We start from the raw sequence: 26,270 nt of genomic DNA on the forward strand, positions 1-26,270 counted from the left end.
CGATCTTCCCGCCCAACCGCGTCATCAGCGGCAGGAAATCCGGGAAGCTGGTCGCGATCGGGCCTGCGTCGTCCACGGCGATCGGCTGGTCCGAGGCAAGCCCCGCGACGAGGAAGGACATGGCGATGCGGTGGTCCAGATGGGTGGCGCAGGTCGCCCCTCCGGCTAGGCCGCCGGTGCCGTGGACAGTCAGGCTGTCGCGGGTTTCCTCAAGGCGGGCGCCGTTCGCCTCAAGTCCCCGCGCCATGGCGTCGATGCGATCGCTTTCCTTGACGCGCAACTCGGCCACGCCATTCATCACGGTCGTTCCTTCCGTGAAGGCGGCAATGACCGACAGGATCGGGAACTCGTCGATCATGCTGGCGGCGCGCTCGGCGGGAACGGTGACACCGTGCAGGGGACCGTGCCGCACGATCAGGTCGGCGACCGGCTCTCCGCCTTCCTCGCGCTGGTTTTCCCAGGTGAGGTCGGCGCCCATTTCCTCCAGCGTGATGTAAAGCCCATCGCGGGTCGGGTTGCGGCTGACGCCGGGCACGCGGATTTCCGATCCCGGCACGACCAGCGCCGCAGCGACCGGGAAGGCGGCCGAGCTTGGGTCACGCGGCACGGCGACCGTGCAGGGGCGCAGTTCGGGGCGGCCGGTGAGGGTGATGACCCGGCCTTCCTCGGTCACTTCGGTCGTGACGGTGGCGCCGAAACCCGCCAGCATCCGCTCGGTATGGTCGCGGGTCGGTTCAGCCTCGATCACCACGGTCTGCCCCGGCGCGTTGAGGCCGGCCAGCAGCACGGCCGACTTGATCTGGGCGCTGGCGACGGGGGTGCGGTAGATCACCGGCACCGGGTCGGTTGCTCCCCGGATCGTCAGCGGCAGAAGCCCGCCTTCGCGCGCCGTGACCTGCGCCCCGAACAGTTCCAGCGGGTCCGTGATCCGCCGCATGGGACGGCGCGACAGGCTCGGGTCGCCGGTGAAGGTCGCGGCGATGGGCGTCGTCGCCATCGCCCCCATGATGAGCCGAACACCGGTGCCCGAGTTGCCGCAGTCGATCACGCCCTCGGGCTCGGCAAAGCCGCCGGTGCCGACGCCGTGGACGACCCACTCGCCCTCGCCTACCCGCTGCACGTCGGCGCCGAAGGCCTGCATCGCCGTCGCGGTATCCAGAACGTCCTGCCCTTCCAGAAGCCCGGTGATCCGCGTCTCGCCCACGGTCAGGGCGGCGAGGATCAGCGCCCGGTGACTGACCGACTTGTCGCCGGGCACCAGCGCCTCGCCACGCAGCGGACCCGAGCGGCGGGCGGACATCGGCAGGGGTTCGGCGCTGTGCGACATGGGGCTCTCCTTCATTCGGGCGCGACCTTAGCGCGGGCCGCGCGGCCCTGCCATCATCCGTCCGGAAATATCAGCGCCGGAAGGTCGCGTAATGCGGCACCCGCCCCTCGCGCAGGGCCTTCTGCTCGTAGCGGGTGGAATGCCAGTCGTCCCAAGGTCCCGGCCCCTCGTGGATCAGGGTGAAGCCCGCCTTTGGCACTTCCTCCAGCGTCTGGCGCATGTAGTCGGGGATGTCGGTCCCGACCCGGAACTCGGCGCCCGGCGCCATGACGCGGTGCAGGGGGATCAGGTGCTCGGGCGTGACGAAGCGGCGGCGGTGGTGGCGGGCCTTGGGCCATGGGTCAGGGTAGTTGAGGAAGGCCCTGGCGATGGACCCGTCGGGCAGCACATCCATCAGGTCGCGGGCGTCGCCCGGATGGACGCTGAGATTCGAGACACCCGCCGCGCGGATCTTGCCCAGCAGCATGGCGACGCCGTTGATGAAGGGTTCGCAGCCGATGATGCCGATCTGCGGATAGCGGGCCGCCATGGCGACCATATGCTCGCCGCCGCCGAAGCCGATTTCCAGCCAGACCGGGCGGTTGTCGCCGAAGATCGCCGCGGGGTCGATGGGAGTGCGGCCGGGGTTCTCCTCGACCGTGATCCCGCGCGGACGCAGGTGGCCGAGGTCTTTGGACAGGTAGCCCTTCTGGCTCTGTCGCAGGGTCTTGCCGTGGCGACGGCCGTAGAAGTTGCGGTGCGTGGGGGTGGGGTCGAAGTCGCTCATGCGCGGGCGATGCCAAGGCGGCGGCGGAAGGTCAAGCGGCAAGGCCGGACGGGGGCGCCGCCCCCGCCGCGCTGCGCGCGCCCCCAGGATATTTTTTCCGAAGAAGAAGGTCAGGGCGCCCGGCTGCGGCGCCCTGCGCTCAGTCGGCGGCGAGGCGGCTGATGATGACCTTGACCTCGGGCTTCTTTCCGATCTCCTCCATCGAGACCTGGCGGGTGATGCGGCGCACGCCCTCGTCCAGCTTCTTGTCGTTCATCACCGTCGCATCGTCCACGCGGTCGAGATAATCGGCCAGCTCGCTTTCGATGCGGTCGGCCAGCGGGACGCCGGCGCGGCCCTGCGCGGGCAGGCCCATGGTTTCCACCCAGGCGTCGGGCAGGACCTCGTCATTCTCGTCCACGATCACCGACACCGTCGCATGACCGTTCAGCGCCATGCGGATGCGGTCGCGCACCACGCCGTCCATCGCCCCGATCAGCACATTCCCGTCAAGATAGATGCGGCCGGTCTCGACATCGTCCACGACGCGCGGCGCATCGCCCGCAAGGTCGATCATCGTCCCGTTGGTCACGATTTCCGAGATCAGCCCCTTGGCGCGGGCGAGCTTCGCATGTTCCCGCAGGTGCATGTGCTCGCCATGCATCGGGATCACCATGCGGGGCTTGAGCAGATCATGCACCGCCTCGAGATCCGGGCGGTTGGCATGGCCCGAGACGTGGTAAAGCCCCGAGTCGGCATCGAAGACGTTTACCCCCAGACGGCTGAGGTTGTTCTGGATGCGGCCCACGGGGCGCTCGTTGCCGGGGATGGTCCGGCTGGAGAACAGGAAGCTGTCGCCCTCTTTCAACTGGAGGCCCAGATACTTGCCCATCGAGAGCTGCATCGATGCGGCGCGGCGTTCGCCCTGGCTGCCGGTGACGATCAGCAGCACCTTGTCGCGGGGCAGGTCGGCGGCTTCCTCGGGGCCGATCACGGCGGGGAAGTCCCGCAGGATGCCCGTCTCGACCGCAGCCGTCGTCATCTTGCGCATCGCCCGGCCCAGCAGGCAGATCCGGCGGCCCGCAGCCATCCCGGCATTGGCCAGCGTCTTCAGCCGCGCCACGTTCGACGCGAAGGTCGTCGCCACCACCATCTGCTTCTGCGCCATGACCCAGTCGAGCAGCGGGTTGGCCAGCACGGCCTCGGACCGGCCCGGGTGGGTGCTGAAGACGTTGGTCGAATCGCACATCAGCGCCGTGATCGGGGTTTCGCCCGCGATCTCGTGCCACTTGATGGGGTCGAAGGCCTCGCCCACAACAGGGGTGCCGTCCAGCTTGAAGTCGCCGGAATGGACGATGCGGCCCGCGGGCGTGTCGATGATGAGGGCCGCGCTTTCGGGGATCGAGTGGCTCACGGGGACGAACTGGACGCGGAAGGGACCAGCCTCGACCACCTCGGGGCGCGGTTCGACGATGCGCAGCTTGTCGAGGGGCTGGCCCGCCTCATCCATCTTCATGCGGGCGAGCGTGCCGGTAAAGCGGCGGGCATAGACCGGCGCGCGCAGGCGGTTCCACAAGAGGCCGAGCGCGCCGACGTGATCCTCGTGCCCGTGGGTGATGAAGATCGCCTCAAGCCGGTCGCGGTTGTCTTCCAGCCAGCGGACATCGGGCATGATCAGGTCGATGCCCGGCGCGCTGTCCATGTCGCCGAAGGTCACGCCCAAGTCCACGAGGATCAGGCGTTCCCGTCCCGGCTGGCCGTAGCCGTAGACATAGGCGTTCATGCCGATTTCGCCCGCGCCGCCCAGCGGCAGATAGATCAGGCGCTCAGACATTGCCCATCTCCTTGTTGTAGTCGTTGATGAGCCGAAGCCCGTGCATGGTCAGATCGTCGTCCCAGGTGTCGAACAGCTCCTCGATCTGGTCGAACAGCGCGGCAAGCCCGCCGGTTGCAATGATCTTCATCGGACGGCCACGCTCGACGGCGATGCGGGCGCAAATCTCGCGCACAAGGCCCGCATAGCCCCAGAAGACGCCGGACTGGATGCATTCCACGGTGTTGGTGCCGATGACCTGCTGGGGCTTGGTGACATCGACATGCGGCAGCGAGGCCGCGCCCATGTGCAGCGCCTCAAGCGACAGGTTCACGCCCGGAGAGATCACGCCGCCCACATAGGCGCCGTCGGTATCCACCACGTCGAAGGTCGTGGCGGTGCCGAAATCCACCACCACGAGGTCGGCGCCATAGCGATCGAAGGCCGCCCAGGTGTTCACGATCCGGTCGGGGCCGACGACGGTGCCGGGATCGACGCGCGGCGGCGCGGGCAGCAGGCAGTCGGGCTTGCCCACGACCAGGGGCCTCGTGTCGAAATAACGGTTGCAGAGGACGCGCAGGTTGAAGACCACCCGGGGCACGGTCGAGCTGATGATGCAGGCGTCGACCTCGACCTCCAGCCTGCTCAGCGACATCAGCGAGCGCAGCCAGACGAAATATTCGTCGGCGGTGCGGCGGTGGTCGGTGGCGATGCGCCAATGGCTGATGAACCGCTCGCCATCCCAGATCGAGAACAGCGTGTTGGTGTTGCCGGTGTCGATGCACAGAAGCATCAGGCATCCTCGTGGAAGAAGACGTCGGCGGCGGGGATGACCTCGCGCCCTGCGGCGGTGGTCATGACCAGCGCGCCGGTCTCGTCGATGCCCTCGAAGCGGCCGGTGCGGGCGGTCGTGCCGGTTCGGGCGGTCATGGTTTCGCCCAGCCGGGCGGCGCGGGCGGTCCATGCGGTGCGGATCGGGGCGAAGCCCCAGGTCGTCAACTGGCGCTGCCAGCGGTCAAAGGCTGGCGCGAGCAGGTCGAGGAAATCATCCGGGCTGACGGCATGGCCGGTTTCACCCAGCACCGAGACCGGACGAACCGCGCCTGCCTCGATGGCCTCGGGTTCCGGTGCAGCGGCGAGGTTGACGCCGATTCCGACGGCCAGCGCCGAGACCGTCCCACCCTGCCCCGCGCTTTCCAGCAGGATGCCAGCGACCTTGCCGCCGTTCAGCAGAACGTCGTTCGGCCACTTGATCGCCAGCCGCGCCGAGGGGCCGCAGACCGCCGCCAGCGCCTCGTGCAGCGCAAGCGCCGCGACGAAGCTGTATAGCGACACATCAGCCGGAGAGCCTTGGGGCCGCAGCGCCAGCGTCGCCGCGAAGTTGCCCTTTGGCATCGACCAGCTTCGCCCGCGGCGACCCCGCCCTGCGGTCTGTTGCCGGGTCATGATCCAGCCCGGACCGCTGAGGCCAGGGGCAAGACGCAGCGCCTCGGCATTGGTGCTTTCGGTCCGCGCAAGGACGTGGCGCGCCACGCCCTCGGGCCAGTCCGCCGGACGGGGCGGCTCAGTCAACGGCGGCCGTCGCGACGGCGACCGGATCGGCCACCGCCATATTCACCGTCACCAGCGAGGCCGCCGCGCGCTCGGCCGCAGCCTCGGTGCCCAGCATGGTGAAGGCACCGAGGATCATGACCGCCGCCGACCCCATCAGCGCCAGCCACTGGACCCCGCCCATGCGGGTTTCCACCGGCACCTCGCGCTGGCTGCCGAAGTAGATGTAATAAACCATCCGCAGGTAATAATAGGCGCCGATCACCGAGGCGATGACGCCCAGCAGCGCCAGCCAGCCCATATTTGCATCCACCGCCGCCTTGAGCACGCCGAACTTGGCGAAGAAGCCCAGCATCGGCGGCACGCCTGTCAGGCTGAACAGCAGCACGGCCATGGCCAGCGCCTTCAGCGGTTCGGACCGCGCCAGCAGGTTCAGGTCGTCGATCGCGGTGACGGGGCGGCCGTCGCGTTCCATCGACAGGATGAAGGCAAAGGTGCCGACGTTCATCACGACATAGATCGCCATGTAGATCAGCATCGTCTGGACGCCATAGACGGTCCCCGCGGCCAGCCCGATCAGCGCGAAGCCCACATGGGCGATCGAGGAATAGGCCATCAGCCGCTTGATGTCGCGCTGCCCGATCCCGGCGATGGAGCCGAGGAACATCGACAGCACCGCCATCACGGCCAGCACCTGCGTCCATTCGGCGGGCACGCTGCCGAAGGCGCCCCACATCAGCCGCGCGATCATCGCCATCGCGGCGACCTTGGGGGCGGTCGCGAAGAAGGCCGTCACCGGCGTGGGCGAGCCTTCATAGACATCGGGCGTCCACATGTGGAAGGGCACCGCCGAGACCTTGAAGGCCAGCGCCACCAGCAGGAACACCAAGCCAAAGAGCAGGCCAAGCGACAGATCCTCGCCACCCACCGCCTGCATGATGCCGGCAAGGTTGGTCGTCCCCGAATAGCCGTAAACCAGCGCCGCGCCGTAAAGCAGCATCCCCGAACTGAGCGAGCCGAGGACGAAATATTTCAGCCCGGCTTCGGAGGACTTCACGCTTTCGCGGCGCAGCGCGGCCACGACGTAAAGCGCCAACGACTGAAGTTCCAGCCCCATGTAGAGCGTCAGCAGGTCGCCGGCAGAGACCATGACCATCATGCCGATGACGGCCAGCACCACCAGGATCGGCAGCTCGAAACGCATCAACCCGTTTCGGGCGAGGTACGAGGCGCTCATCGCCAGCACGGCGGCGGCGCCCAGCAGCATCAGCACCTTGGCGAAGCGCGCGAAGGCGTCGTCGATGAACATCCCGAAGAAGGCCTGCGAGTCCGTGCGCCCGCCCCAGCCGATGGCGAAGGCGGCGACCAGCAGGGCGATGACCGACAGCCACAGCACCGGGACGGCCACGCGGTCCTTGCCGAAGAACGCGCCGAACATCAGCGCCACCAGCGAGAACAGGGCCAGCGCCGCCTCGGGCATGAGGGTGTTAAAGTCGAGAGACGTCATGGCGGGTGCCCCTTAGTGTCCGGCCACGGGCGCGGCGGCGACTTGCGTCGCGTCGTCGGCGGCAGGCAGGCTGGCGTGATAGTCATTGAGCAGCGCGGCCACGGAGGGGCCGGTGATGTCGGTGACGGCCCGCGGATAGACGCCCAGCAGGATCGTCATGGCGATCAGCGGCACGAAGATCCACCGTTCGCGCGGGGTCATGTCGCTGATGCCTTGCAGGCTTTCCCTGACCAGCGAACCCAGCGTGACGCGGCGGTAAAGCCACAACGCATAACCCGCCGAGAAGATGACGCCCGAGGTCGCGACGAGCGCCACCCAGGTGTTGACATGGAAGGTGCCGAGCAGCGTCAGGAACTCGCCCACGAAGCCCGAGGTGCCGGGCAGGCCGACGTTGGCCATGGTGAAGAACAGGAAGATCAGCGCGTAAAGCGGCATCCGGTTCACCAGCCCGCCATAGGCATCAATCTCGCGCGTGTGCATCCGGTCGTAGATCACGCCGACCAGAAGGAACAGCGCGCCCGAGATGAAGCCGTGCGACAGCATCTGGAAGATCGCGCCATCGACCCCCTGCTGGTTCGCCGCGAAGGTGCCCAGCGTGACATAGCCCATGTGCGCGACCGAGGAATAGGCGATCAGCTTCTTCATGTCGCTCTGCGCCAGGGCGACCAGCGAGGTATAGACGATGGCGATGGCCGACAGCCAGAAGATGAACGGCTGCGCCGCATTGGAAGCCTCGGGGAACATCGGCAGGCTGAAGCGCAGGAAGCCGTAGCCGCCCATCTTCAGCAGCACCGCCGCCAGCAGGACCGAGGCCGCCGTCGGCGCCTGCACGTGGGCGTCGGGCAGCCAAGTGTGGACGGGCCACATCGGCAGCTTCACCGCAAAGGAGGCGAGGAAGCACAGGAACAGCAGCATCTGCAGCCCGGTCGCGACCGAGATGCCCATGACCTGCATCGGTTCCGACGGGAAGTCGAAGCCCAGCAGCGTCGGGATGTCGGTGGTGCCCGAGACGCGGTACATCACGATCATCGCGACCAGCATCAGCACCGAGCCGAGGAAGGTATAAAGGAAGAACTTGAAGGCCGCGTAGATGCGATCCTTGCCGCCCCAGATCCCGATGATCAGGAACATCGGGATCAGCCCGGCCTCGAAGAACAGGTAGAACAGCACCAGATCCAGCGCCACGAAGACGCCGATCATCAGCCCTTCCAGCACCAGGAAGGCGATCATGTAGTCCTTGGCGCGGTCCGTCATCTCCCAGGTGGACAGGATCACCAGCGGCATCAGGAAGGTCGTCAGCATCACGAAGAGGATCGAGATGCCGTCCACGCCCAGCTTGTAGCGCAGCCCCATGATCCAGGGCTGGTCCTCGACGAACTGGAAGCCGGTGTTCTGCGGGTCGAAGCCCGCCAGCACCACGCAGGAGACCGCGAAGGTCGCGACGGTGGCGACCAGCGCCAGCCACCGGGCATTGCGCCCCGCGGCCTCGTCATTGCCGCGCAGGAACAGCGCGAGGATCAGGCCCGCGACGATCGGCAGGAAGGTGATGATCGAAAGAAGCGGATAGGTCGTCATGTCAGTTCATGCTCCGCGCCGTCACCCAGAGCAGCAGGGCGACGAGGCCCAGCACCATCCCGAAGGCGTAGTGGAAGAGATAGCCGGACTGGACGCGACCGGCGAAACGGGTCAGGCGCGGGATCAGGCCCATGGCGATGCCGTTGATTGTGCCGTCAATAGTGCGCTGGTCGCCGCCCTTCCACAGCGCGCGGCCGATCCATTGCGCGGGGCGGACGAAGACCCAGTCATACAGCTCGTCGAAATACCACTTGTTCAGCAGGAAGCGGTAAAGCGGCCGCTGCGTTGCGGCCAGCCGCGCGGGGGCGGCGGGGTTGCGGATATACATCGCGTAAGCCAGCCCGAGGCCGATCAGCATGGCGACAAAGGGTGAGACCTTCACCCAGACCGGCGAATGGTGCGCCTCGTCCATGACGTGGTTGTCGGGGTGCATGTAGATCGCGCCTCCGACCGGGGCGGCGACCACGGCAGTCTCGCCATCCGCATCGGCAGGGGCATCCTCGGGGTTGGTGGCACCCGTCGCCGGATCGGCGGCGGCAGGATCGACCGCCTCGCCCGCCGGGGCCGTCGGGGCCGCAGCCTCACCCCGCGCCGCGACGTGATCGGCGGGATCGGCGCTGGCATGCTCGGCCCCTGCCGCGTGATGCGGCATGTGGAAGAACTGCGATACACGGTCATGGTCGCCGAAGAAGGGGCCATACCAGACCACCCCCGCGAAGACCGCGCCGACCGCCAGGACGCCCAGCGGCACCAGCATGACGGGCGGGCTTTCATGGGCGTGCTCATGCGCGTGCATCGGATCGTGGTCATGATGCGCGTCGTGACCATGCGCGGGGGAAGGCTGGACTTCCTCTTCTTCCTTGATGGCGGGGTCCCAGACCTTCTGCGGGCGCGGCTCGCCCCAGAAGGTGAGGAACATCAGCCGCCAAGAATAGAAGCTGGTGAAGCAGGCGGCGATGACCAGCAGCCAGAAGGCATAGGCCTGGCCCGAGGCATAGGCGCTTTCGATCACCGCGTCCTTGGACAGGAAGCCCGCAAAGCCTATGGTGGTCAGCGGGATGCCGACGCCGGTGATGGCCAGCGTCCCGATCAGCATGGCCCAGAAGGTATAGGGCACCTTCTTCCGCAGCCCACCATAGTTCCGCATGTCCTGTTCATGGTGCATCGCATGGATGACGGAACCCGCGCCAAGGAACAGCATCGCCTTGAAGAAGGCGTGGGTGAGCAGGTGGAACATCGCCACCGAATAGACGCCGACGCCTGCGGCCACGAACATGTAGCCAAGCTGCGAGCAGGTCGAATAGGCGATCACGCGCTTGATGTCGTTCTGCACCAGCCCCACGGTCGCCGCGAAGAAGGCCGTGGCCGCGCCGATGAAGACGATGAACTGCTTGGCCTCGGGCGCGAATTCGTAAAGCGGCGACATCCGGCAGACGAGGAACACCCCCGCCGTCACCATGGTCGCGGCGTGGATCAGGGCGGACACCGGCGTCGGCCCCTCCATCGCGTCGGGCAGCCAGGTGTGCAGGCCAAGCTGCGCCGATTTCCCCATCGCGCCGATGAACAGCAGCACGCCCAGCAGGTTCGCGGCGTTCCAGGTGGTCCAGAGGAAGGATACCTCGGTCGTGGCGATGGTCGGCACCTGCGCGAAGATCTCGTCGAAGCGGACCGAGCCGGTCAGCCACCACAGCCCGAAGATCCCCAGCAGGAAGCCGAAGTCGCCCACGCGGTTGACGATGAAGGCCTTCATCGCCGCGGCATTGGCGCTGGGTTTCTTGTAGTAGAAGCCTATCAGCAGGTAGGACGCGAGGCCGACGCCTTCCCAGCCGAAGAACATCTGCAGCAGGTTGTCGGCCGTCACCAGCATCAGCATGGCGAAGGTGAAGAAGGACAGATAGGCGAAGAAACGGGCCCGGTAGGGCTCGTCCTCGGTCCAGTTGTCGTCATGGGCCATGTAGCCCATCGAATAAAGGTGGACGAGCGCCGAGACGGTCGTCACCACGATCAGCATGATCGCGGTCAGCCGGTCGATGCGGATGGTCCATGTGGCGGCGAAATCGCCCGAGACGATCCAGTCCATCATGTGGATCGAATAGGGCTGCCCGTCGAAGCCGAGGAAGATGATCCAGCTGAAGGCGGCGGCCAGAAACAGCACGCCCGTGGTCAGGACCTGCGCGCCCTTTTCCGAAATCACCCGCCAGCCGAAGCCGGCGATGACCGACGCGACCAGGGGGGCAAGAAGGATGAACTTTTCCATTGTCTCGCCTCAGCCCTTCATCACGTTGACGTCTTCGACCTCGATGGTGCCGCGGTTGCGGAAGAACACCACGAGGATGGCAAGGCCGATGGCCGCCTCGGCCGCGGCGACCGTCAGCACGAACATGGTGAAGACCTGCCCCGCGAGATCGCCCAGATGCGCCGAGAAGGCGATGAAGTTGATGTTCGCCGACAGCAGGATCAGCTCGATCGACATCAGGATGACGATGACGTTCTTGCGGTTCACGAAGATGCCGAACACGCCGGTGACGAACAGGATCGCCCCCACGACAAGATAATGTGTCAGTCCGATCATCTGCCTTCGTCCCTTCCGGTTCGTGGGTCCGGTCTTCTTGCGCGACTCTCTTGGCCGCTGTTTAGATCACGCCGCCGCGAGTGAACAGACGCGAGCCGCGAAATGGGCCGCCTGCATCGGGGATGCAGGCGGACGCCTTATTGCAGCCCCTGCCCCGGCTTGGGATTGGTCATCCGCATCGCCTTGGCCGGGTCGCGCCACATCTGCTGCAGCACGTCCTGGCGCTTGATGTCGCGGCGGTGGCGCAGGGTCAGCAGGATGGCCCCGATCATGGCCACCAGCAGGATCAGCCCGGCCAGCTGGAAGGGAAGCAGGTAGCGATCGTAAAGGATGCCGCCAAGCGCATGGGTGTTCAGCGTGTTTTCCACGATGGGTGCCACACGGGCCGTTTCCGCCACACCCGCACTTTCCCAGGCGCCGAAGGCGATGCCAAGCTGCGCCAGCACCACCAGCCCCATCAGCAGCGCGAGCGGCAGATAGCGCGCCAGTTCCCCCTTCAGCGCGGCGAAGTCGATGTCGAGCATCATCACCACGAAGAGGAACAGCACCGCGACCGCGCCCACATAGACGATGATCAGCAGCATCGCCACGAACTCGGCCCCCTGCAGCACGAACAGCCCCGCCGAGGACAGGAAGGCGAGGATCAGCCACAGCACCGAATGGACCGGGTTGCGCGAGATCACCACCATGAAGCCCGCGACGCAGACCGAGATCGCGAAAAGGTAGAAGGCGAAAGCCATCATGATGCGTCCTCCTCCTCGGCAAAGACGGACTGCGCCAGTTCCAGGGCCTTCTGCATCGCCGGCAGGCCGCCGAACATGCTCATCTGCCAGATCGTTTCGGCAATCTCGCGCTTGGTGGCACCGGATTCGCGGGCGTGGCGCACGGCAAGCCGCAACTGCGGCTCGGCCATCGCGCCTTGCACGGTCAGCGCGCCGATGGTCAGCAGCAGCCGGGTCTTGGCGTCCAGCCCCTCGCGGTTGAAGGTGCGGCCGAACCACATCTCCATCATGTCGGCCGACATGGTGGGGAACATCTTTTCAAAGGCGCGGGGGTCGAATTTTTCCAGCGCGGGATTGAAGGCCTGCGCCATCTCCTGCCCGGACTGCAGCATCTGCTGGAACAGCTTGGTGAAACCGTCGCTCATCTGTAGGGCGCATCCAGTTGAAGGTTGCGGGCGACTTCGGCTTCCCACCGCTCGCCGTTGGCGAGCAGCCGGGCCTTGTCGTAGAACAGTTCCTCGCGCGTTTCCGTGGCGAATTCGAAGTTCGGCGTCTCGACGATGGCATCGACCGGACAGGCTTCCTGGCAGAAGCCGCAGTAGATGCACTTGGTCATGTCGATGTCATAGCGCGTGGTGCGGCGCGAGCCATCCTCGCGCGGCTCGGCGTCGATGGTGATGGCCTGGGCCGGGCAGATCGCCTCGCAGAGCTTGCAGGCGATGCAGCGTTCCTCGCCATTGGGATAGCGGCGCAGCGCATGCTCGCCCCGGAAGCGCGGCGAAAGCGGGCCTTTTTCATGCGGGTAGTTGATCGTGGGCTTGGGCGCGAAGAAGTATTTCATCGCAAGGCCGAAGCCCTTGATGAAGTCCCACATGAAAAAATACTTGGTCGCGCGGACGAAATCGACAGCCATTACAGGGTTTCTCCGACTGCTTCCACGCCGCCCTCGGGGGCGGCATAGCGGTCCATCGCGCCCACCAGGATGCGCTTGACCGAGCCGTCCGGCGTGATCCCGTGCGGCGCCAGGGCGTCCAGCAGGAACTGGGCGAACTCGGCCTTGTCGTTTTCGGTGGCGTCGCGCAGGGCGACCGCGATTTCATTCGTGATCATGGCTTATCCTCCGACAACGGTTTGGCCGATCGGCACCAGATGGTGCCAGCGCGCCCAGAAGCCGTCGAACACCTGGAAGCGGGCAAGGAAGGCGATCAGGACGACCCAGCCCAGCGACAGGGGCAGGAACACCTTCCAGCCGATCCGCATCAGCTGGTCATAGCGATAGCGCGGCACCATCGCCTTCACCATGGCGATCATGAAGAACCAGAAGACCATCTTCAGGAACATCCACAGCGCGCCATCGGGCAGGCCGGGGATCGGCGACAGCCAGCCGCCGAAGAACAGCAGCGACATCAGCGCGCACATCAGCCAGATCGAGATGTATTCGCCCGCCATGAACAGCAGGTAGGGGGTCGAGGAATATTCGACCATGTGGCCCGCGACGAGTTCGGATTCCGCCTCGGTCAGGTCGAAGGGCGGACGGTTCGTTTCAGCCAGGGCGCTGATGAAGAACAGCACCATCATCGGCAGATGCGGCAGCCAGTACCAGCTCAGCATCCCCCAGCCGCTCCGCTGGCTTTCGACGATCGCCGACAGGTTCATCGACCCGGCCGAAATGATGACGCCGATGATGATGAGGCCCATGCTGACCTCGTAGGAGATCATCTGCGCCGCCGAACGCAGCGAGGCGAGAAAGGGATACTTCGAGTTCGAGGCCCAGCCGCCCATGATGACGCCATAGACATGCAGCGAGCTGATGGCGAAGATGAACAGGATGCCGACGTTGAGGTCGGCCATCACCCAGCCGGGCGCGAAGGGGATCGCCACGAAGGCGAACAGCGCCAGCATCATCGACAGGAAGGGCGCAAGGAAGAAGACGAACTTGTCCGCGCCCGACGGGACGACGATTTCCTTGAGGACGTATTTGATCGCGTCGGCGAAGGTCTGGAACAGACCCCAGGGACCGACCACGTTCGGGCCGCGCCGCAACTGGACGGCGGCCCAGATCTTGCGGTCGCCGTAGACCAGCCAGACCAGCGACAGCATCACGAAGGCGATCAGCGCCAGACCCTGCGCCAGCAGGATCACCGTGTGCCCGAGGGGGGATGCCCAGAATTCAGCCATGTGTTCGTTTCCCCCTCGTCATGCGGCGGGAATGCCGCGGTCCTTGCAGGTCCGCAAGGTCTGGTCGGTTTCCATCACGCGCAGCCCCATGGGCTTCTTGTCGGACAGGGTGAAGACCGAGCCGGTCAGCAGCTTGCCGTTCCGCTGGTTCTGCAGCGTGCGGATATGCCGGCCGTAGTCCTTGCCCTTCGTCTTGGCCCAGCCAGCCAGCGCGCAGGTGGCATAAGCGAAAGCGACCTCGGGGTCCACACCGGCCTTGAGGTTCGCCGTCACCTCGACAAGCTCGTTCTTGCGGTCGCCCTGCACGGGATCGACCCGGACGGCGATGAAATTCGCAGGTTCCGCCTTGAAGCTGTCAGGGAAGTCGGGCAGCGCCGGGCGGGTGCGGGCGGCAAATTCCTCCAGCGCCTTCTGCTGGGCGGTCGGCATCCGGCGGCGTTCGGGCGCCACGACATCGAAGCCCGCGATGTCGGCCGCCGACAGGTCCAGACCCAGGTTGACCTCCAGCGCGGCCAGATCGGCTTCCGTGACCTCGAAGGCGTCGCGGCCTGCCGGGCTGTCCAGAGCGACGGGCGTCACCGAGCCGTCAGGCTCGAGGATCAGGATCTCGCCCGACTTGGTCGAAACCCGCGCCAGCCCGAGCCTGGGCTGAGCCTTGCCGCGTTCGGCCCCGGCCTCTGCGGCGGAACCCGGCGCAACGAGGTTCCGGCTTTCCGTATTGGCTGCGCAGCCGGCCAGCCCGGCCATGCCGGCTGCCGCGATCAATCCCGTGATGAGCGCCCGCATCATTTACTCCGCTGCCAATGCCGGTGCCCGGCGTGCCGCTGCCATTGCTGAAAGCTCGGCCATCAGCGGCGAGGACCGGGCGATCGGGTTCGTCAGGTAGAAATCGCGCACCGCGTTGCGGAAAGTCGCGCGGCCAAGCTGGCCGGGTTCGGCCGGCTGCCAGGCATTGGCGGGCACCTCGTCGATCTGCGCCAGATGCGGCACGGTCTCGATCAGCGCGCGGCGAAGCTCGGCCAGGCTGTTCCACGGCTGGGTCAGGCCCAGTTCGGCCGACAGGGCGCGCAGGATCGCCCAGTTCTCCTTGGCCTCGCCGGGGGCGAAGTTCGCGCGCATGGCAAGCTGCGGGCGCCCTTCGGTGTTGACGAACAGCCCGCTTTCCTCGGTGTAGCAGGCGGCGGGCAGGATCAGGTCGGCGCGGTGCGCACCCCGGTCGCCGTGGCTGCCCTGGTAGATGACAAAGGGACCGCCCTCGGCGCGCGGCGCGATCTCGACCTCGTCGGCGCCGAGGCTGTAGATCACCTCGGCCCCCTCGATGGCGGCGGTCAGCCCGCCCTCGGTCACGGCCCCCACGTCCATCGCGCCCACGCGGGCGGCGGCGCTGTGCAGGACCAGCAGCTTGCAGTCCCCCAACTCGCAGATCCGCATCGCGTGGCCCAGGACAGCCGCGCCGTCCGCCTCGCGCAGCGCGCCCTGCCCGATGATGACGATGCCGGGCGTGCCCTCGGTGTTCGCCAGATCCTCGTCCAGCAGACCCGCCAGCGCGTCCCGGTCGGTGCCCAGATGGGCGTAGTCATAGGTCAGGTCGGCGGCCTCGCCCAGCAGCGCGATCTGCGCCCCATGCGTCCAGGCCTTGCGGATGCGGGCATTCAGGACCGGAGCCTCGACGCGCGGATTGGTGCCGATCAGCAGGATGCGGCGGGAGCTGTCGATCTCCTCGATCGTGGCGGTGCCGACATAGCCTGCGCGGTTGCCCGCCGGCAGCCGCGCCCCGTCGGTGCGGCACTCGACCGAGCCGCCCAACCCCTCGACAAGCTGTTTCAGCGCGAAGACGGCCTCGACCGGGGCGAGATCGCCCACCAGCCCGGCGACCCTGCGGCCCTTCATCGCCGAGGCCGCGGCCTCAAGCGCCTCGGACCAGCTTGCGGGACGCAGCCGGCCGTTCTCGCGCAGGTAAGGCTTGTCCAGCCGCTGGCGGCGCAGCCCGTCCCAGACGAAGCGGGTCTTGTCGCTGATCCATTCCTCGTTCACGCCGTCATGGTTGCGCGGCAGGATGCGCATGACCTCGCGCCCCTTGGTGTCGATGCGGATCGACGACCCCAAAGCGTCCATCACGTCGATGGATTCGGTCTTGCGCAGTTCCCACGGCCGCGCGGTGAAGGCATAGGGCTTGTTGACCAGCGCGCCCACCGGGCAGAGGTCGATGATATTGCCCTGCAGGTTCGAATCCAGCGTCAGCCCCAGATAGGACGTGATCTCGGCATCCTCGCCCCGTCCGGTCTGGCCCATCTGCTCGATCCCCGCGACCTCGGTCGTGAAGCGCACGCAGCGGGTGCAGGAAATGCAGCGCGTCATGTGCGTCTCGACCAGCGGGCCGAGGTCCAGATCCTCCGACGCCCGCTTCGGCTCGCGGTAGCGGCCGAAATCGACGCCGTAAGCCATCGCCTGGTCCTGCAGGTCGCATTCGCCGCCTTGGTCGCAGATCGGGCAGTCCAGCGGGTGGTTGATGAGCAGGAACTCCATCACCCCTTCGCGCGCCTTGCGGACCATCGGCGAGTTCGTGCGGATTTCCGACGGCGCGCCCTCGGGTCCGGGGCGCAGGTCGCGCACCTGCATCGCGCAGGAGGCCGCGGGCTTGGGCGGGCCGCCCACGACCTCGACCAGGCACATCCGGCAGTTGCCCGCGATCGACAGGCGTTCGTGATAGCAGAAGCGCGGCACCTCGATCCCGGCCTGCTCGCAGGCCTGCAGCAGGGTCATGTTCGGGTCGACCTCGATCAACTGGTCATCGATCTTGATGGTGCGGAGATTGCTCATCTGCGTGCCTTGCGCTTTGCCTCAGTCCAGATGGACAAAGGTCTTCTGCTGATACCCGGTCCATGGCCCGGCGTCGACAATTGTCGTCACCGGCTCGCCCGCGCGACGATAAGCCACGGGTTCATCCGCCGTCCGGCCCGGCGTCAGGGAAAAGTCATGCGGCATGGGCGCCTGCAAGCCCCCTGCCCGCACGGCTGCACCCGGGGATGCGGCAAGCGCCACATCCGCCAGCAGCATCGTCGCGGCGGCGGCCACGGTGATGCCGATCCCGATCCAGCGCACCGCCTGCTTCATTTCGCCACCAGCAGCGAGCCGGTCACGGTCCCGCCCGCCATTTCCTGGCGGCCGAGGCGGCAGTAGCTTTCGGGATCGCCCTTGTTCACGCCGTTGCGGGCCATGTAATCCTCGGCCACGGCATAGATGCGCCTGCGGTCTTCCTTGCTGTCCAGAAAGGCGTCCACCTGCGCGCGCGAATAGCCCTTGTCCAGCGCATAGCGTTCCAGCGCGCGGGCCTGGCTGTAGGCATAGATCATCCGCGCGCCTAGGGTCGGGCATTCGCGGCGGATGCGGTCGGCAATGCGCGCGGCGATCAGCCGGTCGTTGATGTAGCGTTCCTGGCTCAGCGGCTCCAGCGCGGCGGCGGGGGTGGCCAGCGCCCCCAGCGTCATCATCGCGGCGGTCAGCGCGGCAACTGTCTTTCCGGTCATGGCGTTTCCCTTGTTGCAGATGCCTGCAACATAGGAACGAAGCCCGCGAACCGCCGCACACGAGGCGGTCATGCAGGCGTGATCCCGACGCGTGGCCGCCATCAGAACCACTCCTTCCGGCGGATTTCATAGGTGTCGTGGAACTGCTCGTCCGAACGGGTCATGTAGATGATCGCCTCGATGAAGGCGATCACGCCCACGATCATCGTCGGCAGGAAGAACACCACCCAGCCCAGCAGCGTGCAGGCCAGCATGATCAGCCCGGCCTTGTTGAAACCGAGGTAGAACTTGTGGATTCCAAATGTGCCGAAGAACAGCGCGAGCAGCCCGGCGATGAACTTGTTCTTGTCGCCATAGGCAAAGGCGGCCGGGGTATTGGGGTCGGGATAGATCTCGACCGCCGCATCGCCCTGCGGCTGGAAATCCACCAGCACGCCCGCGCGCGCGATCTGACCGCTGCCCAGCAGGTCAGCCTCGCCGAAGGCATAGCGGCGACCGTCGGCGCCGGTGATCACACCGTCGCCCGACTGCGCGTCGATATGGAGGATCTGACCCTTCACGCCTCACTCCGCCGCCATCGCGCCCATCCGGCCGGTGCGCTTGGCCTTGATGCGGTCCTCGATTTCCTCGCGGTAATGCCGGATAAGCCCTTGAATTGGCCAGGCCGCGGCATCGCCGAGGGCGCAGATCGTATGGCCCTCGACCTGCTTGGTCACGTCCAGCAGCATGTCGATTTCCTCGACCTCGGCCTCGCCGCGCACCAGCCGGTCCATGACCCGCATCATCCAGCCCGTGCCCTCGCGGCAGGGCGTGCACTGCCCGCAGCTTTCATGCTTGAAGAAAGCGGACAGCCGCCAGATCGCCTTGATGATGTCGGTGGACTGGTCCATCACGATCATGCAGGCGGTGCCGAAGGACGACTTCAGCTCGCGCATCCCGTCGAAGTCCATGATCGCGTCCTCGCACAGATGCGCGGGGATCACGGGGCAGGATGCGCCGCCGGGGATGATCGCCTTGAGGTTCTTCCAGCCGCCACGGATGCCGCCCCCATGCTTCTCGATCAACTCGCGCATCGGGATCGACATGGCTTCTTCCACCACGCAGGGCATATTGACGTGCCCGGTCAGGCCGAACAGCTTGACGCCCGCGTTGTTCGGGCGGCCGAAGCCCGCGAACCACTCGGCCCCGCGGCGCAGGATGGTGGGGACGACGGCGATGGATTCCACGTTGTTCACCGTGGTGGGGCAGCCGTAAAGCCCCGCGCCGGCCGGGAAGGGCGGCTTCATCCGGGGCATGCCCTTCTTGCCTTCCAGGCTTTCCAGCAGCGCGGTTTCCTCGCCGCAGATATAGGCGCCGGCGCCATGGTGCAGGAACAGGTCGAAGTCCCAGCCCGACCCCGCCGCGTTCCGGCCCAGAAGGCCCGCGTCATAGCATTCGTCGATGGCGGCCTGCAGCGACTCGCGCTCACGGACGAACTCGCCGCGGATATAGATATAGGCCGCATGCGCGCCCATGGCGAAGCCCGCGATCAGCGCACCCTCGATCAGCGTATGCGGATCGTGGCGCATGATCTCGCGGTCCTTGCAGGTCGCGGGTTCGGATTCGTCGCCGTTGATGACCAGGTAGGATGGCCGCCCGTCGGATTCCTTGGGCATGAAGGACCACTTCATGCCGGTCGGGAAGCCCGCGCCGCCGCGCCCGCGCAGACCGGACTTCTTCATCTCGTCGATGATCCCGTCGCGGCCGCGGGCGATGATCCCGGCGGTGCCGTCCCAATGGCCCCGCGCCCGCGCGCCCCTGAGGCTGCGGTCGCCCATCCCGTAAAGGTTGGTGAAGATCCGGTCCTGATCGCTCAGCATCGCGTGTGTCGTCCTATCGTTCGCGCGGCGCGCCGTCACGCCGCCGCCAGATCCGCCAGGTCACCATCAGCGACCAGACCAGTGCCCCGATCGCCGCCAGATCGGCGAGAAAGGCGTATTCCGAAGGCCAGCCATAGCGCCGACCCGCCCAGTTGGCGGCAAGCCACAGCAGCATGGTCGCGGCAATGACCCCGCCCGCCAGCCGCATCTGCGCGGTATCGCCAGAGGGCCGCGCCGGCGTCATGTCGATTCACCCTGCCCCACAGCACCGGAATGCGCCGTTTCGGGCGCTTCCGCAAGAACGGCGGCCTTTGCACGGCGGGCCAGCCGGCTGGCGTCGGTCGTGGCCTGCGGCCCCGAGCCCTCGGTGCCGAAGGTCACGGCCTGCATTGCCTGGGCCGAAGCGCCCTGCGGCGCCCCATCCATCCCCTCGGGCCGCTGGGGCCGCGCGATCGGAACCTGCGCCACGGGCGCCCCGTCGCGCCGGATCGAGCGGGCGCCGGGCACATCGGGGTCCTTGGCATTGTCGACCGGGCGCGCCCATTCCTCGACGTCGTCGGCGCCTTGGCAGAACAGGATGATCAGCAGCCCGCCCAGAAGGCCGGCCGTCACCACCCCCAGAAACAGCCCCGGAACGGTCCCGACGCTGCCCGCCCCGAAGGCGAACACGACCACGCCCATGAGGGCGGCGAAGATCCAGCATTGGCGGGCGCAGGTGCTCATCGGGTCCCCCTGTGGGTGTCAGCTCAATCAGTGGTCTTCGCGTCGGCGGGCTGGCCGGCCGGCTCGCGCTTGGATGGCGGGCGGGCGGCCGAGGTGCCCGGCGCTTCCTGCACGGTGACGCCGGTCTTGTCGACCGGGCGCCCCTCGCCGGGGGTCGGATCATGCTCGGCGTCGCCGCTGACCTCCTCGGGCCGCTTCCAGGGCGTCAGGATCGGTGCTTCGGTCCCGTCGATCCGCTTGACCGTGTCGCGCAGCTTCACCGCCAGCGTGGCCGAGGCGTTCATCTTCTCGGCCCGCTCGGCCGAGGCCAGTGCCACCGGGCCGCCCAGCGGTTCCGAGGAGAAGCGGCCGTTCTGCGGCCCCGGCACGGGCACCTGTCCCGCCGCCAGCGCGTCGATCAGCTCGGACAGCTTCTCGGCAGTCAGGTCCTCGTAGTAATCCTTGCCGATCTGCGCCATCGGCGCGTTCGTGCAGGCGCCGAGGCACTCGACCTCTTCCCACGAGAAATTGCCGTCGGCGGAAATGGTATGCGGGGTCGGCGCGATCTTCTCGCGGCAGACGCGGATCAGGTCGTCGGCCCCGCAGATCATGCAGGTAGTGGTGCCGCAGATCTGGATATTCGCAATCCGGCCAACGGGTTGAAGCTGGAACATGAAGTAGAAGGTCGCGACTTCCAGCACGCGGATGTAGGACAACCCCAACAGGTCGGCGACATGTTCGATGGCCGGGCGGGACACCCAGCCTTCCTGTTCCTGCGCCCGCCACAGCAGCGGGATCACCGCGGATTGCTGGCGGCCTTCGGGGTATTTCGTCATCTGCGCCCGCGCCCATTCAAGGTTCGCGGGCGTGAACTCGAAGGTAGCGGGCTGGACGGGGGACAGGCGGCGCAGCATCAGGCGAAGACTCCGGGCAAGGCGGACAGGACGGAACGGGCGATCAACGGTCCACCTCTCCGAAGACGACATCCGAGGTGGCGATCAGCGCGGTCACGTCGGACAGCATGTGGCCGCGCGCCAGCCAATCCATCGACTGCAGATGCAGGAAGCCGGGCGCGCGCAGCTTGGCGCGGTAGGGCTTGTTGGTGCCGTCGCTGACCAGATAGACGCCGAACTCGCCCTTGGGCGCCTCGACGGCGGCATAAACCTCGCCCGCCGGGACCTTGAAGCCCTCGGTATACAGCTTGAAGTGATGGATCAGGCTTTCCATGTCGCGCTTCATGTCGATGCGCTTGGGCGGTGTCAGCTTGCCGCGCGCCAGCACGTCGCCCGCAGGCTCGGCCTTCAGCTTGGCGACGGCCTGCCGGATGATGCGGGTCGATTGCCGCATTTCCTCCATCCGCAGCAGGTAGCGGTCATAGCAGTCGCCATTGGTGCCGACCGGCACCTCGAAGTCGAACTCGTCATAGCATTCGTAGGGCTGCGAGCGGCGCAGGTCCCAGGCAAGTCCCGAGCCGCGGGCCATGATCCCCGACCAGCCGCGATCCACCACGTCCTGCTCGGTGGCAATGCCGATATCCACGGTGCGCTGCTTGAAGATGCGGTTTTCGGTGATCAGCGTGTCGAGGTCGTTGACCTTGGACGGGAACTGCACGGCCCAGTCGTCGATGTCGTCCAGCAGCTTCGGCGGCAGGTCCTGATGGACTCCGCCGGGCCGGAAATAGGCCGAGTGCAGCCGCGCGCCACTGGCCCGCTCGTAGAAGATCATCAGCTTCTCGCGTTCCTCGAACCCCCAGAGCGGCGGGGTCAGGGCGCCCACGTCCATCGCGCCGGTCGTGACGTTCAGCAGGTGGTTCAGGATGCGGGTAATCTCGGAATAGAGAACGCGGATCAGGCTGGCGCGGCGGGGGATTTCCACGCCCGTCAGCCTTTCGATCGCCAGGCACCAGGCATGTTCCTGGCACATGGGCGAGGTGTAATCGAGCCGGTCCAGATAGGGCAGGTTCTGCAAGTAGGTCCGGTCTTCCATCAGCTTCTCGGTGCCGCGGTGCAGCAGGCCGATATGGGGGTCGCAACGCTCGACGATCTCGCCGTCAAGCTCGATCACCATGCGCAGGACGCCGTGCGCCGCCGGGTGCTGCGGCCCGAAGTTGATGTTGAAGTTGCGGATGCGCTGTTCGCCGGTCAGCACATCGAAGCTGCCGTCGTCATAGGTGTTGCTGCGGATGTCGCCGTCCATCGGCCTACCCTCTTGCTGCGACGCGAGCGGGGCTGTCGGCCAGCCGCCCGGCGAATTTCCCTGCCGGTCCGCCGGGACGATGGTCCCGGCGCCCGCGCATCACTTCTTGCCGTCCGCCGTCACGCCGGTGGTGGCGGGGGCCTTCTCGTCGCCCGGCAGGACGTAATTCGCGCCCTCCCACGGGGACAGGAAGTCGAACTTGCGGTATTCCTGCGGCAGGCTGACAGGCTCGTAGACGACGCGCTTCTCGATGTCGTCGTAACGCACCTCGACATAGCCGGTCGTCGGGAAATCCTTGCGCAGCGGATAGCCCTTGAAGCCGTAGTCGGTCAGGATGCGGCGCAGGTCCGGGTGCCCCGAGAACAGGATGCCGAACATGTCGAAGACCTCGCGCTCGAACCAGTCGGCGGCGGGGGTGACGCTGGTGATCGAGGGCACCAGCTCGTCCTCGCGGATCGCGGCCTTCAGGCGGATGCGCTGGTTGGTGTACATCGACAGGAATTGCCACACCACGTCGAAGCGCGCCGGGCGCTGCGGGTAATCCACGGCGGTGATGTCCACCAGCGTGCCGAAGCGGCAGGCCGGGTCGTCGCGCAGCGCCTGCACCAGCCCGACGATGGAACTCGCGTGGATGGTCAGGTTCAGTTCGCCGAACGCGACCTCGTGGTCCAGCACGTCGTTGGGGCGGCGGGCGGCGATGGTCTCGCCCAGCTCGGCCAGCGCCTGGGGGTCGGGATAGACGGCCATCGCTTACCTCACCAGCGTCGCGGTGCGGCGGATCTTCCGCTGCAACTGCAGGATGCCATACAGCAGCGCCTCGGCCGTGGGCGGGCAGCCGGGAACGTAGATGTCCACCGGCACGATCCGGTCGCAGCCGCGCACGACGGAATAGCTGTAATGGTAATAGCCGCCGCCATTCGCGCAGGAGCCCATCGAGATCACATAGCGCGGCTCGGGCATCTGGTCATAAACCTTCCGCAGCGCCGGCGCCATCTTGTTGGTCAGCGTGCCCGCCACGATCATCAGGTCCGACTGGCGCGGGGATGCCCGCGGCGCGGTGCCGAAGCGTTCGAGGTCATAGCGCGGCATCGAGACCTGCATCATCTCGATGGCACAGCAGGCCAGGCCGAAGGTCATCCAGTGAAGCGAGCCGTTCCGCGCCCAGGCGATGATGTCCTGCGTCGTGGTCAGCAGGAAGCCCTTGTCCTGCAATTCGCGGTTCAGGGCCTGCGTCGCCACGTCGCGGTCGGGACCGGCCGTGTTCGGGCCGGTCTGGACGCCGCCGGGAAAGATCAGGCCCGACTTGGCATGGGTGGGATGCGCCCCGTGATGCGCCGGCCCCGTGCCGGTGCCGATCAGCGATCCGGGATTCGCGCCGGTCTGCCCGGCCGCGCCCGCGTCGCCGCGCGTTTCGTCCATCACGCCCATTCCAGCGCCCCTTTCCGCCATTCATAGGCAAAGCCGATCGTCAGGACGGCCAGGAAGACCATCATCGACCAGAAGGCCACGTCCGAAAGCGTGGCGAAGCTGACCGCCCAGGGGAACAGGAAGGCCACCTCCAGGTCGAAGATGATGAACAGGATCGAGACGAGGTAGAAGCGGACGTCGAACTTCATCCGCGCATCGTCGAAAGCGTTGAAGCCGCATTCATAGGCGCTGGTCTTTTCGGGGTCCGGGTTGCGGACGGCGATGATGGCGGCTGCGAGCACGAGGATGATCGCCAGCGCCGAGGCCATGCCCAGGAAAACCAGCACGGGCAGGTATTCGGATACGAGATAGTCCAAGAGGCGGGCTCCCCTGACGACGCGGGCGCTTTTGCCCGCGTGGGTTGGCTGAGCCTCATTTAGCCCTGCCCGCCCCAAGGGTCAATGGAACCCGCGGCTTTCGCGGCACCCTCAGGTGGCGGTGTAGCCGCCGTCCACGAGATGATAGCTGCCGGTGATGAAACTGGCCCGGTCCGACAGCAGGAACAGCGTCAGGGCCGAGACCTCCTCGGGCGTGCCGAGGCGGCCGAAGGCGTGGCGCCCGGCCAGTCCCTGCAGCGCCGCGTCATCCATGCTGGATTCGACCAGCGGCGTCAGGATGAAGCCCGGCCCCACCGCGTTCACGCGGATGCCGCGTGGTCCGTATTCCCAGGCGGCGCTTTTCGTCATGCCGACGACGCCGTGCTTGGCCGCGACATAGGCGCTGGAGCCGGCGAACCCCACGCTGCCGAGGATCGAGGCCATGTTGACGATGCTGCCCCTCGTCCCCGCCCCGGCCATCGCCGCAAGCTGCGCCCGCATTCCGTAGAGGACGCCATTCAGGTTGATGCCGATGACCCTGTTCCAGTCGTCCAGCGGATAGTCCCCAGCATCCGCATGAGGCCCGCCGATGCCTGCGTTGTTCACCGCCATCGCCAGCGTTCCGGGCAGGCTTCCGGCGGCCTTCACCAGCGCCTCGGCATTGGCCGGGTCCGCCACGTCGCCGGACACGCCGACAGCCTTGCCGCCCGCCTGCTCGATTTCGGCGGCCACCTTGTCGGCCACCTCCTGCTTCAGGTCGCCCACAACAACACCTGCGCCGGACGCAGCCAGTTCAACGGCAATCGCCTTGCCGATCCCGGAGCCCGCGCCGGTGACGATCGCCACGCGGCCCGAGAAGTCGAATGTGATGTCGGACATGAGAGCCTCCTTCGCCAGTTCGCCCGCAAGGGGAACGAACCGGCAGCCGAAGGGTTGCCCCCGCCCTCGTCACCGCGGCATCAGGCCGCAGACACCCTTGCGCGCCTGGCTTTGGGCGCGGCCGCGCGCCGTCGCGCCGCCACTTCCAGCATCGGCGCCAGGTAGTGGCCGGTGTAGCTTTGCGCGACCTGCGCCACCTCCTCGGGCGTGCCTTGCGCCACGATCCGCCCGCCGCCGTCGCCGCCCTCGGGACCGATGTCGATGATCCAGTCGGCAGTCTTGATGACGTCGAGGTTGTGCTCGATCACCACCACCGTGTTGCCCTGATCGACCAGCCGCTGCAGCACCTCCAGCAGCTTTCGAGTGTCGTCGAAATGCAGGCCGGTGGTGGGTTCATCAAGGATATACAGCGTCTTGCCGGTTGAAGCTCGGGACAGTTCCTTTGCCAGCTTCACCCGCTGCGCCTCGCCGCCCGACAGCGTCGTGGCCTGCTGGCCGACCTTGACGTAGCCGAGGCCCACCTGGACCAGTGCGTCCATCTTGGACCGGATCGAGGGCACCGCCTTGAAGAATTCCTGCGCGTCCTCGATGGTCATGTCCAGCACGTCGGCGATGGACTTGCCCTTGAACTCGACCTCCAGCGTTTCGCGGTTGTAGCGCTTGCCCTTGCAGGTCTCGCAGGTGACGTAGACGTCGGGCAGGAAGTGCATCTCGATCTTGATGACGCCGTCACCCTGGCAGGCCTCGCAGCGGCCGCCCTTGACGTTGAACGAAAAGCGGCCGGGGCCGTAGCCGCGCGCCTTGGATTCGGGCAGGCGGGCGAACCAGTCGCGGATGTGCGTGTAGGCGCCGGTATAGGTCGCGGGGTTCGACCGGGGAGTGCGCCCGATGGGCCGCTGGTCGATGTCGATGACCTTATCCAGATGCTCCAGCCCCTTGACCGCGCGGGCGGGCGCGGGCGTCTGCCGCGCGCCGTTCAGCCGCATCGAGGCCGTCTTGAACAGCGTCTCGACCGTCAGCGTGGACTTGCCGCCGCCAGACACCCCGGTGATGCAGACGAAGCGCCCCAGCGGGAAATCGACCGTCACGTCCTTGAGGTTGTTGCCCGTTGCGCCTTCCACGGTCACGGCCTTGCCGTTGCCCTTGCGGCGCTCGGCCGGAATCCCGATCTCGCGCTCGCCCGACAGATACTGCCCGGTCAGGCTGTCGGGGTTCGCCTCGATCTCGGCGGGCGTGCCCTTGGCCACGACCTCGCCGCCATGCACCCCGGCCCCCGGCCCCATGTCGAAGACATAGTCGGCATGGCGGATGGCGTCCTCGTCATGCTCGACCA

29 protein-coding genes are annotated in these 26,270 nt (G+C 66.9%); all 29 read right to left on the reverse strand.

Going from position 1 to position 26,270, the window contains the following annotated elements; all coding sequences use genetic code 11:
• On the reverse strand, nt 1–1,327 hold a 1,327-nt coding region (gene aroA, locus Q4F04_RS07135; RefSeq protein WP_303369146.1), incomplete at its 3' end, for a 3-phosphoshikimate 1-carboxyvinyltransferase.
• Between the two features lie 70 nt (nt 1,328–1,397).
• Entirely contained in the window at nt 1,398–2,093 is a 696-nt protein-coding gene (locus Q4F04_RS07140; protein ID WP_303369147.1) for a tRNA (guanosine(46)-N(7))-methyltransferase TrmB, read from the reverse strand.
• Between the two features lie 139 nt (nt 2,094–2,232).
• Nucleotides 2,233–3,906: a ribonuclease J gene (locus Q4F04_RS07145; protein WP_303369148.1), complete on the reverse strand. Its 1,674-nt coding sequence runs from the start codon at nt 3,904–3,906 to the stop codon at nt 2,233–2,235.
• Nucleotides 3,899–4,678 carry a type III pantothenate kinase gene (locus tag Q4F04_RS07150; RefSeq protein WP_303369149.1) on the reverse strand — a complete coding sequence of 260 codons (780 nt, stop codon included), beginning with the start codon at nt 4,676–4,678 and terminating at the stop codon, nt 3,899–3,901. The genes Q4F04_RS07145 and Q4F04_RS07150 overlap by 8 nt, the downstream gene beginning before the upstream one ends.
• Nucleotides 4,678–5,457 carry a biotin--[acetyl-CoA-carboxylase] ligase gene (locus Q4F04_RS07155; RefSeq protein ID WP_303369150.1) on the reverse strand — a complete coding sequence of 260 codons (780 nt, stop codon included), beginning with the start codon at nt 5,455–5,457 and terminating at the stop codon, nt 4,678–4,680. The genes Q4F04_RS07150 and Q4F04_RS07155 overlap by 1 nt, the downstream gene beginning before the upstream one ends.
• Entirely contained in the window at nt 5,450–6,943 is a 1,494-nt protein-coding gene (gene nuoN / locus Q4F04_RS07160) for an NADH-quinone oxidoreductase subunit NuoN (protein ID WP_303369151.1), read from the reverse strand. The genes Q4F04_RS07155 and nuoN overlap by 8 nt, the downstream gene beginning before the upstream one ends.
• 12 nt (nt 6,944–6,955) lie before the next feature.
• Nucleotides 6,956–8,518: an NADH-quinone oxidoreductase subunit M gene (locus Q4F04_RS07165; RefSeq protein ID WP_303369152.1), complete on the reverse strand. Its 1,563-nt coding sequence runs from the start codon at nt 8,516–8,518 to the stop codon at nt 6,956–6,958.
• 1 nt (nt 8,519) lies between these two features.
• On the reverse strand, nt 8,520–10,775 hold the full coding sequence (gene nuoL, locus Q4F04_RS07170; protein WP_303369153.1) for an NADH-quinone oxidoreductase subunit L: 2,256 nt from the start codon (nt 10,773–10,775) through the stop codon (nt 8,520–8,522).
• Between the two features lie 9 nt (nt 10,776–10,784).
• Nucleotides 10,785–11,090 (reverse strand): NADH-quinone oxidoreductase subunit NuoK, encoded by a 306-nt coding sequence (nuoK, locus tag Q4F04_RS07175; protein ID WP_303369154.1) that lies wholly within the window; start codon nt 11,088–11,090, stop codon nt 10,785–10,787.
• Nucleotides 11,091–11,227: 137 nt separating this feature from the next.
• Nucleotides 11,228–11,833: an NADH-quinone oxidoreductase subunit J gene (locus Q4F04_RS07180; RefSeq protein WP_303369155.1), complete on the reverse strand. Its 606-nt coding sequence runs from the start codon at nt 11,831–11,833 to the stop codon at nt 11,228–11,230.
• On the reverse strand, nt 11,830–12,237 hold the full coding sequence (locus tag Q4F04_RS07185; protein ID WP_303369156.1) for a carboxymuconolactone decarboxylase family protein: 408 nt from the start codon (nt 12,235–12,237) through the stop codon (nt 11,830–11,832). Before Q4F04_RS07185 ends, Q4F04_RS07180 begins: the two co-directional genes overlap by 4 nt.
• The gene (gene nuoI / locus Q4F04_RS07190) at nt 12,234–12,725 is read right to left on the reverse strand and encodes an NADH-quinone oxidoreductase subunit NuoI (RefSeq protein ID WP_303369157.1); all 492 of its coding nucleotides are present in this window, start codon (nt 12,723–12,725) and stop codon (nt 12,234–12,236) included. Before nuoI ends, Q4F04_RS07185 begins: the two co-directional genes overlap by 4 nt.
• The gene (locus tag Q4F04_RS07195; protein ID WP_182792953.1) at nt 12,725–12,922 is read right to left on the reverse strand and encodes a hypothetical protein; all 198 of its coding nucleotides are present in this window, start codon (nt 12,920–12,922) and stop codon (nt 12,725–12,727) included. Before Q4F04_RS07195 ends, nuoI begins: the two co-directional genes overlap by 1 nt.
• Nucleotides 12,923–12,925: 3 nt before the next feature.
• On the reverse strand, nt 12,926–13,990 hold the full coding sequence (nuoH, locus tag Q4F04_RS07200) for an NADH-quinone oxidoreductase subunit NuoH (RefSeq protein ID WP_303369158.1): 1,065 nt from the start codon (nt 13,988–13,990) through the stop codon (nt 12,926–12,928).
• Nucleotides 13,991–14,008: 18 nt separating this feature from the next.
• Nucleotides 14,009–14,779, reverse strand: a complete 771-nt coding sequence (locus Q4F04_RS07205; protein ID WP_303369159.1) for a hypothetical protein — start codon at nt 14,777–14,779, stop codon at nt 14,009–14,011.
• Complete coding sequence (gene nuoG, locus Q4F04_RS07210; RefSeq protein WP_303369160.1) at nt 14,780–16,810, reverse strand: NADH-quinone oxidoreductase subunit NuoG; 2,031 nt, start codon at nt 16,808–16,810, stop codon at nt 14,780–14,782. It lies immediately after the preceding gene.
• 21 nt (nt 16,811–16,831) lie between these two features.
• Entirely contained in the window at nt 16,832–17,092 is a 261-nt protein-coding gene (locus tag Q4F04_RS07215) for a hypothetical protein (protein WP_303369161.1), read from the reverse strand.
• Between the two features lie 8 nt (nt 17,093–17,100).
• Nucleotides 17,101–17,517, reverse strand: coding sequence for a DUF5333 domain-containing protein (locus Q4F04_RS07220; RefSeq protein WP_303369162.1), 417 nt, complete (start codon nt 17,515–17,517; stop codon nt 17,101–17,103).
• A 101-nt stretch (nt 17,518–17,618) separates the two neighbouring features.
• Nucleotides 17,619–18,077, reverse strand: coding sequence for a TM2 domain-containing protein (locus Q4F04_RS07225; protein ID WP_303369163.1), 459 nt, complete (start codon nt 18,075–18,077; stop codon nt 17,619–17,621).
• Nucleotides 18,078–18,080: 3 nt separating this feature from the next.
• Nucleotides 18,081–19,376, reverse strand: coding sequence for an NADH-quinone oxidoreductase subunit NuoF (gene nuoF / locus Q4F04_RS07230; protein WP_303369164.1), 1,296 nt, complete (start codon nt 19,374–19,376; stop codon nt 18,081–18,083).
• Between the two features lie 13 nt (nt 19,377–19,389).
• On the reverse strand, nt 19,390–19,620 hold the full coding sequence (locus Q4F04_RS07235) for a DUF5337 domain-containing protein (protein ID WP_303369165.1): 231 nt from the start codon (nt 19,618–19,620) through the stop codon (nt 19,390–19,392).
• Complete coding sequence (locus tag Q4F04_RS07240; RefSeq protein WP_303369166.1) at nt 19,617–20,099, reverse strand: hypothetical protein; 483 nt, start codon at nt 20,097–20,099, stop codon at nt 19,617–19,619. Before Q4F04_RS07240 ends, Q4F04_RS07235 begins: the two co-directional genes overlap by 4 nt.
• A gap of 23 nt (nt 20,100–20,122) precedes the next feature.
• Nucleotides 20,123–20,992 carry an NADH-quinone oxidoreductase subunit NuoE gene (gene nuoE, locus Q4F04_RS07245; protein ID WP_303369167.1) on the reverse strand — a complete coding sequence of 290 codons (870 nt, stop codon included), beginning with the start codon at nt 20,990–20,992 and terminating at the stop codon, nt 20,123–20,125.
• Between the two features lie 43 nt (nt 20,993–21,035).
• Nucleotides 21,036–22,274, reverse strand: a complete 1,239-nt coding sequence (locus Q4F04_RS07250) for an NADH-quinone oxidoreductase subunit D (protein ID WP_303369168.1) — start codon at nt 22,272–22,274, stop codon at nt 21,036–21,038.
• 99 nt (nt 22,275–22,373) lie between these two features.
• Nucleotides 22,374–23,021, reverse strand: a complete 648-nt coding sequence (locus Q4F04_RS07255; RefSeq protein WP_303369169.1) for an NADH-quinone oxidoreductase subunit C — start codon at nt 23,019–23,021, stop codon at nt 22,374–22,376.
• A 3-nt stretch (nt 23,022–23,024) separates the two neighbouring features.
• Nucleotides 23,025–23,567 carry an NADH-quinone oxidoreductase subunit B family protein gene (locus Q4F04_RS07260; RefSeq protein ID WP_303369172.1) on the reverse strand — a complete coding sequence of 181 codons (543 nt, stop codon included), beginning with the start codon at nt 23,565–23,567 and terminating at the stop codon, nt 23,025–23,027.
• Between the two features lie 125 nt (nt 23,568–23,692).
• Entirely contained in the window at nt 23,693–24,058 is a 366-nt protein-coding gene (locus tag Q4F04_RS07265) for an NADH-quinone oxidoreductase subunit A (RefSeq protein ID WP_182792965.1), read from the reverse strand.
• A 111-nt stretch (nt 24,059–24,169) separates the two neighbouring features.
• Nucleotides 24,170–24,937: an SDR family NAD(P)-dependent oxidoreductase gene (locus Q4F04_RS07270; RefSeq protein WP_303369170.1), complete on the reverse strand. Its 768-nt coding sequence runs from the start codon at nt 24,935–24,937 to the stop codon at nt 24,170–24,172.
• A gap of 80 nt (nt 24,938–25,017) precedes the next feature.
• Nucleotides 25,018–26,270, reverse strand: a 1,253-nt coding sequence (locus Q4F04_RS07275) for an ATP-binding cassette domain-containing protein (RefSeq protein ID WP_303369171.1), incomplete at its 5' end; no start/stop codon positions are given.

It is taken from the genome of Paracoccus sp. (in: a-proteobacteria), assembly GCF_030536915.1.
Taxonomy (GTDB): Bacteria; Pseudomonadota; Alphaproteobacteria; order Rhodobacterales; family Rhodobacteraceae; genus Paracoccus.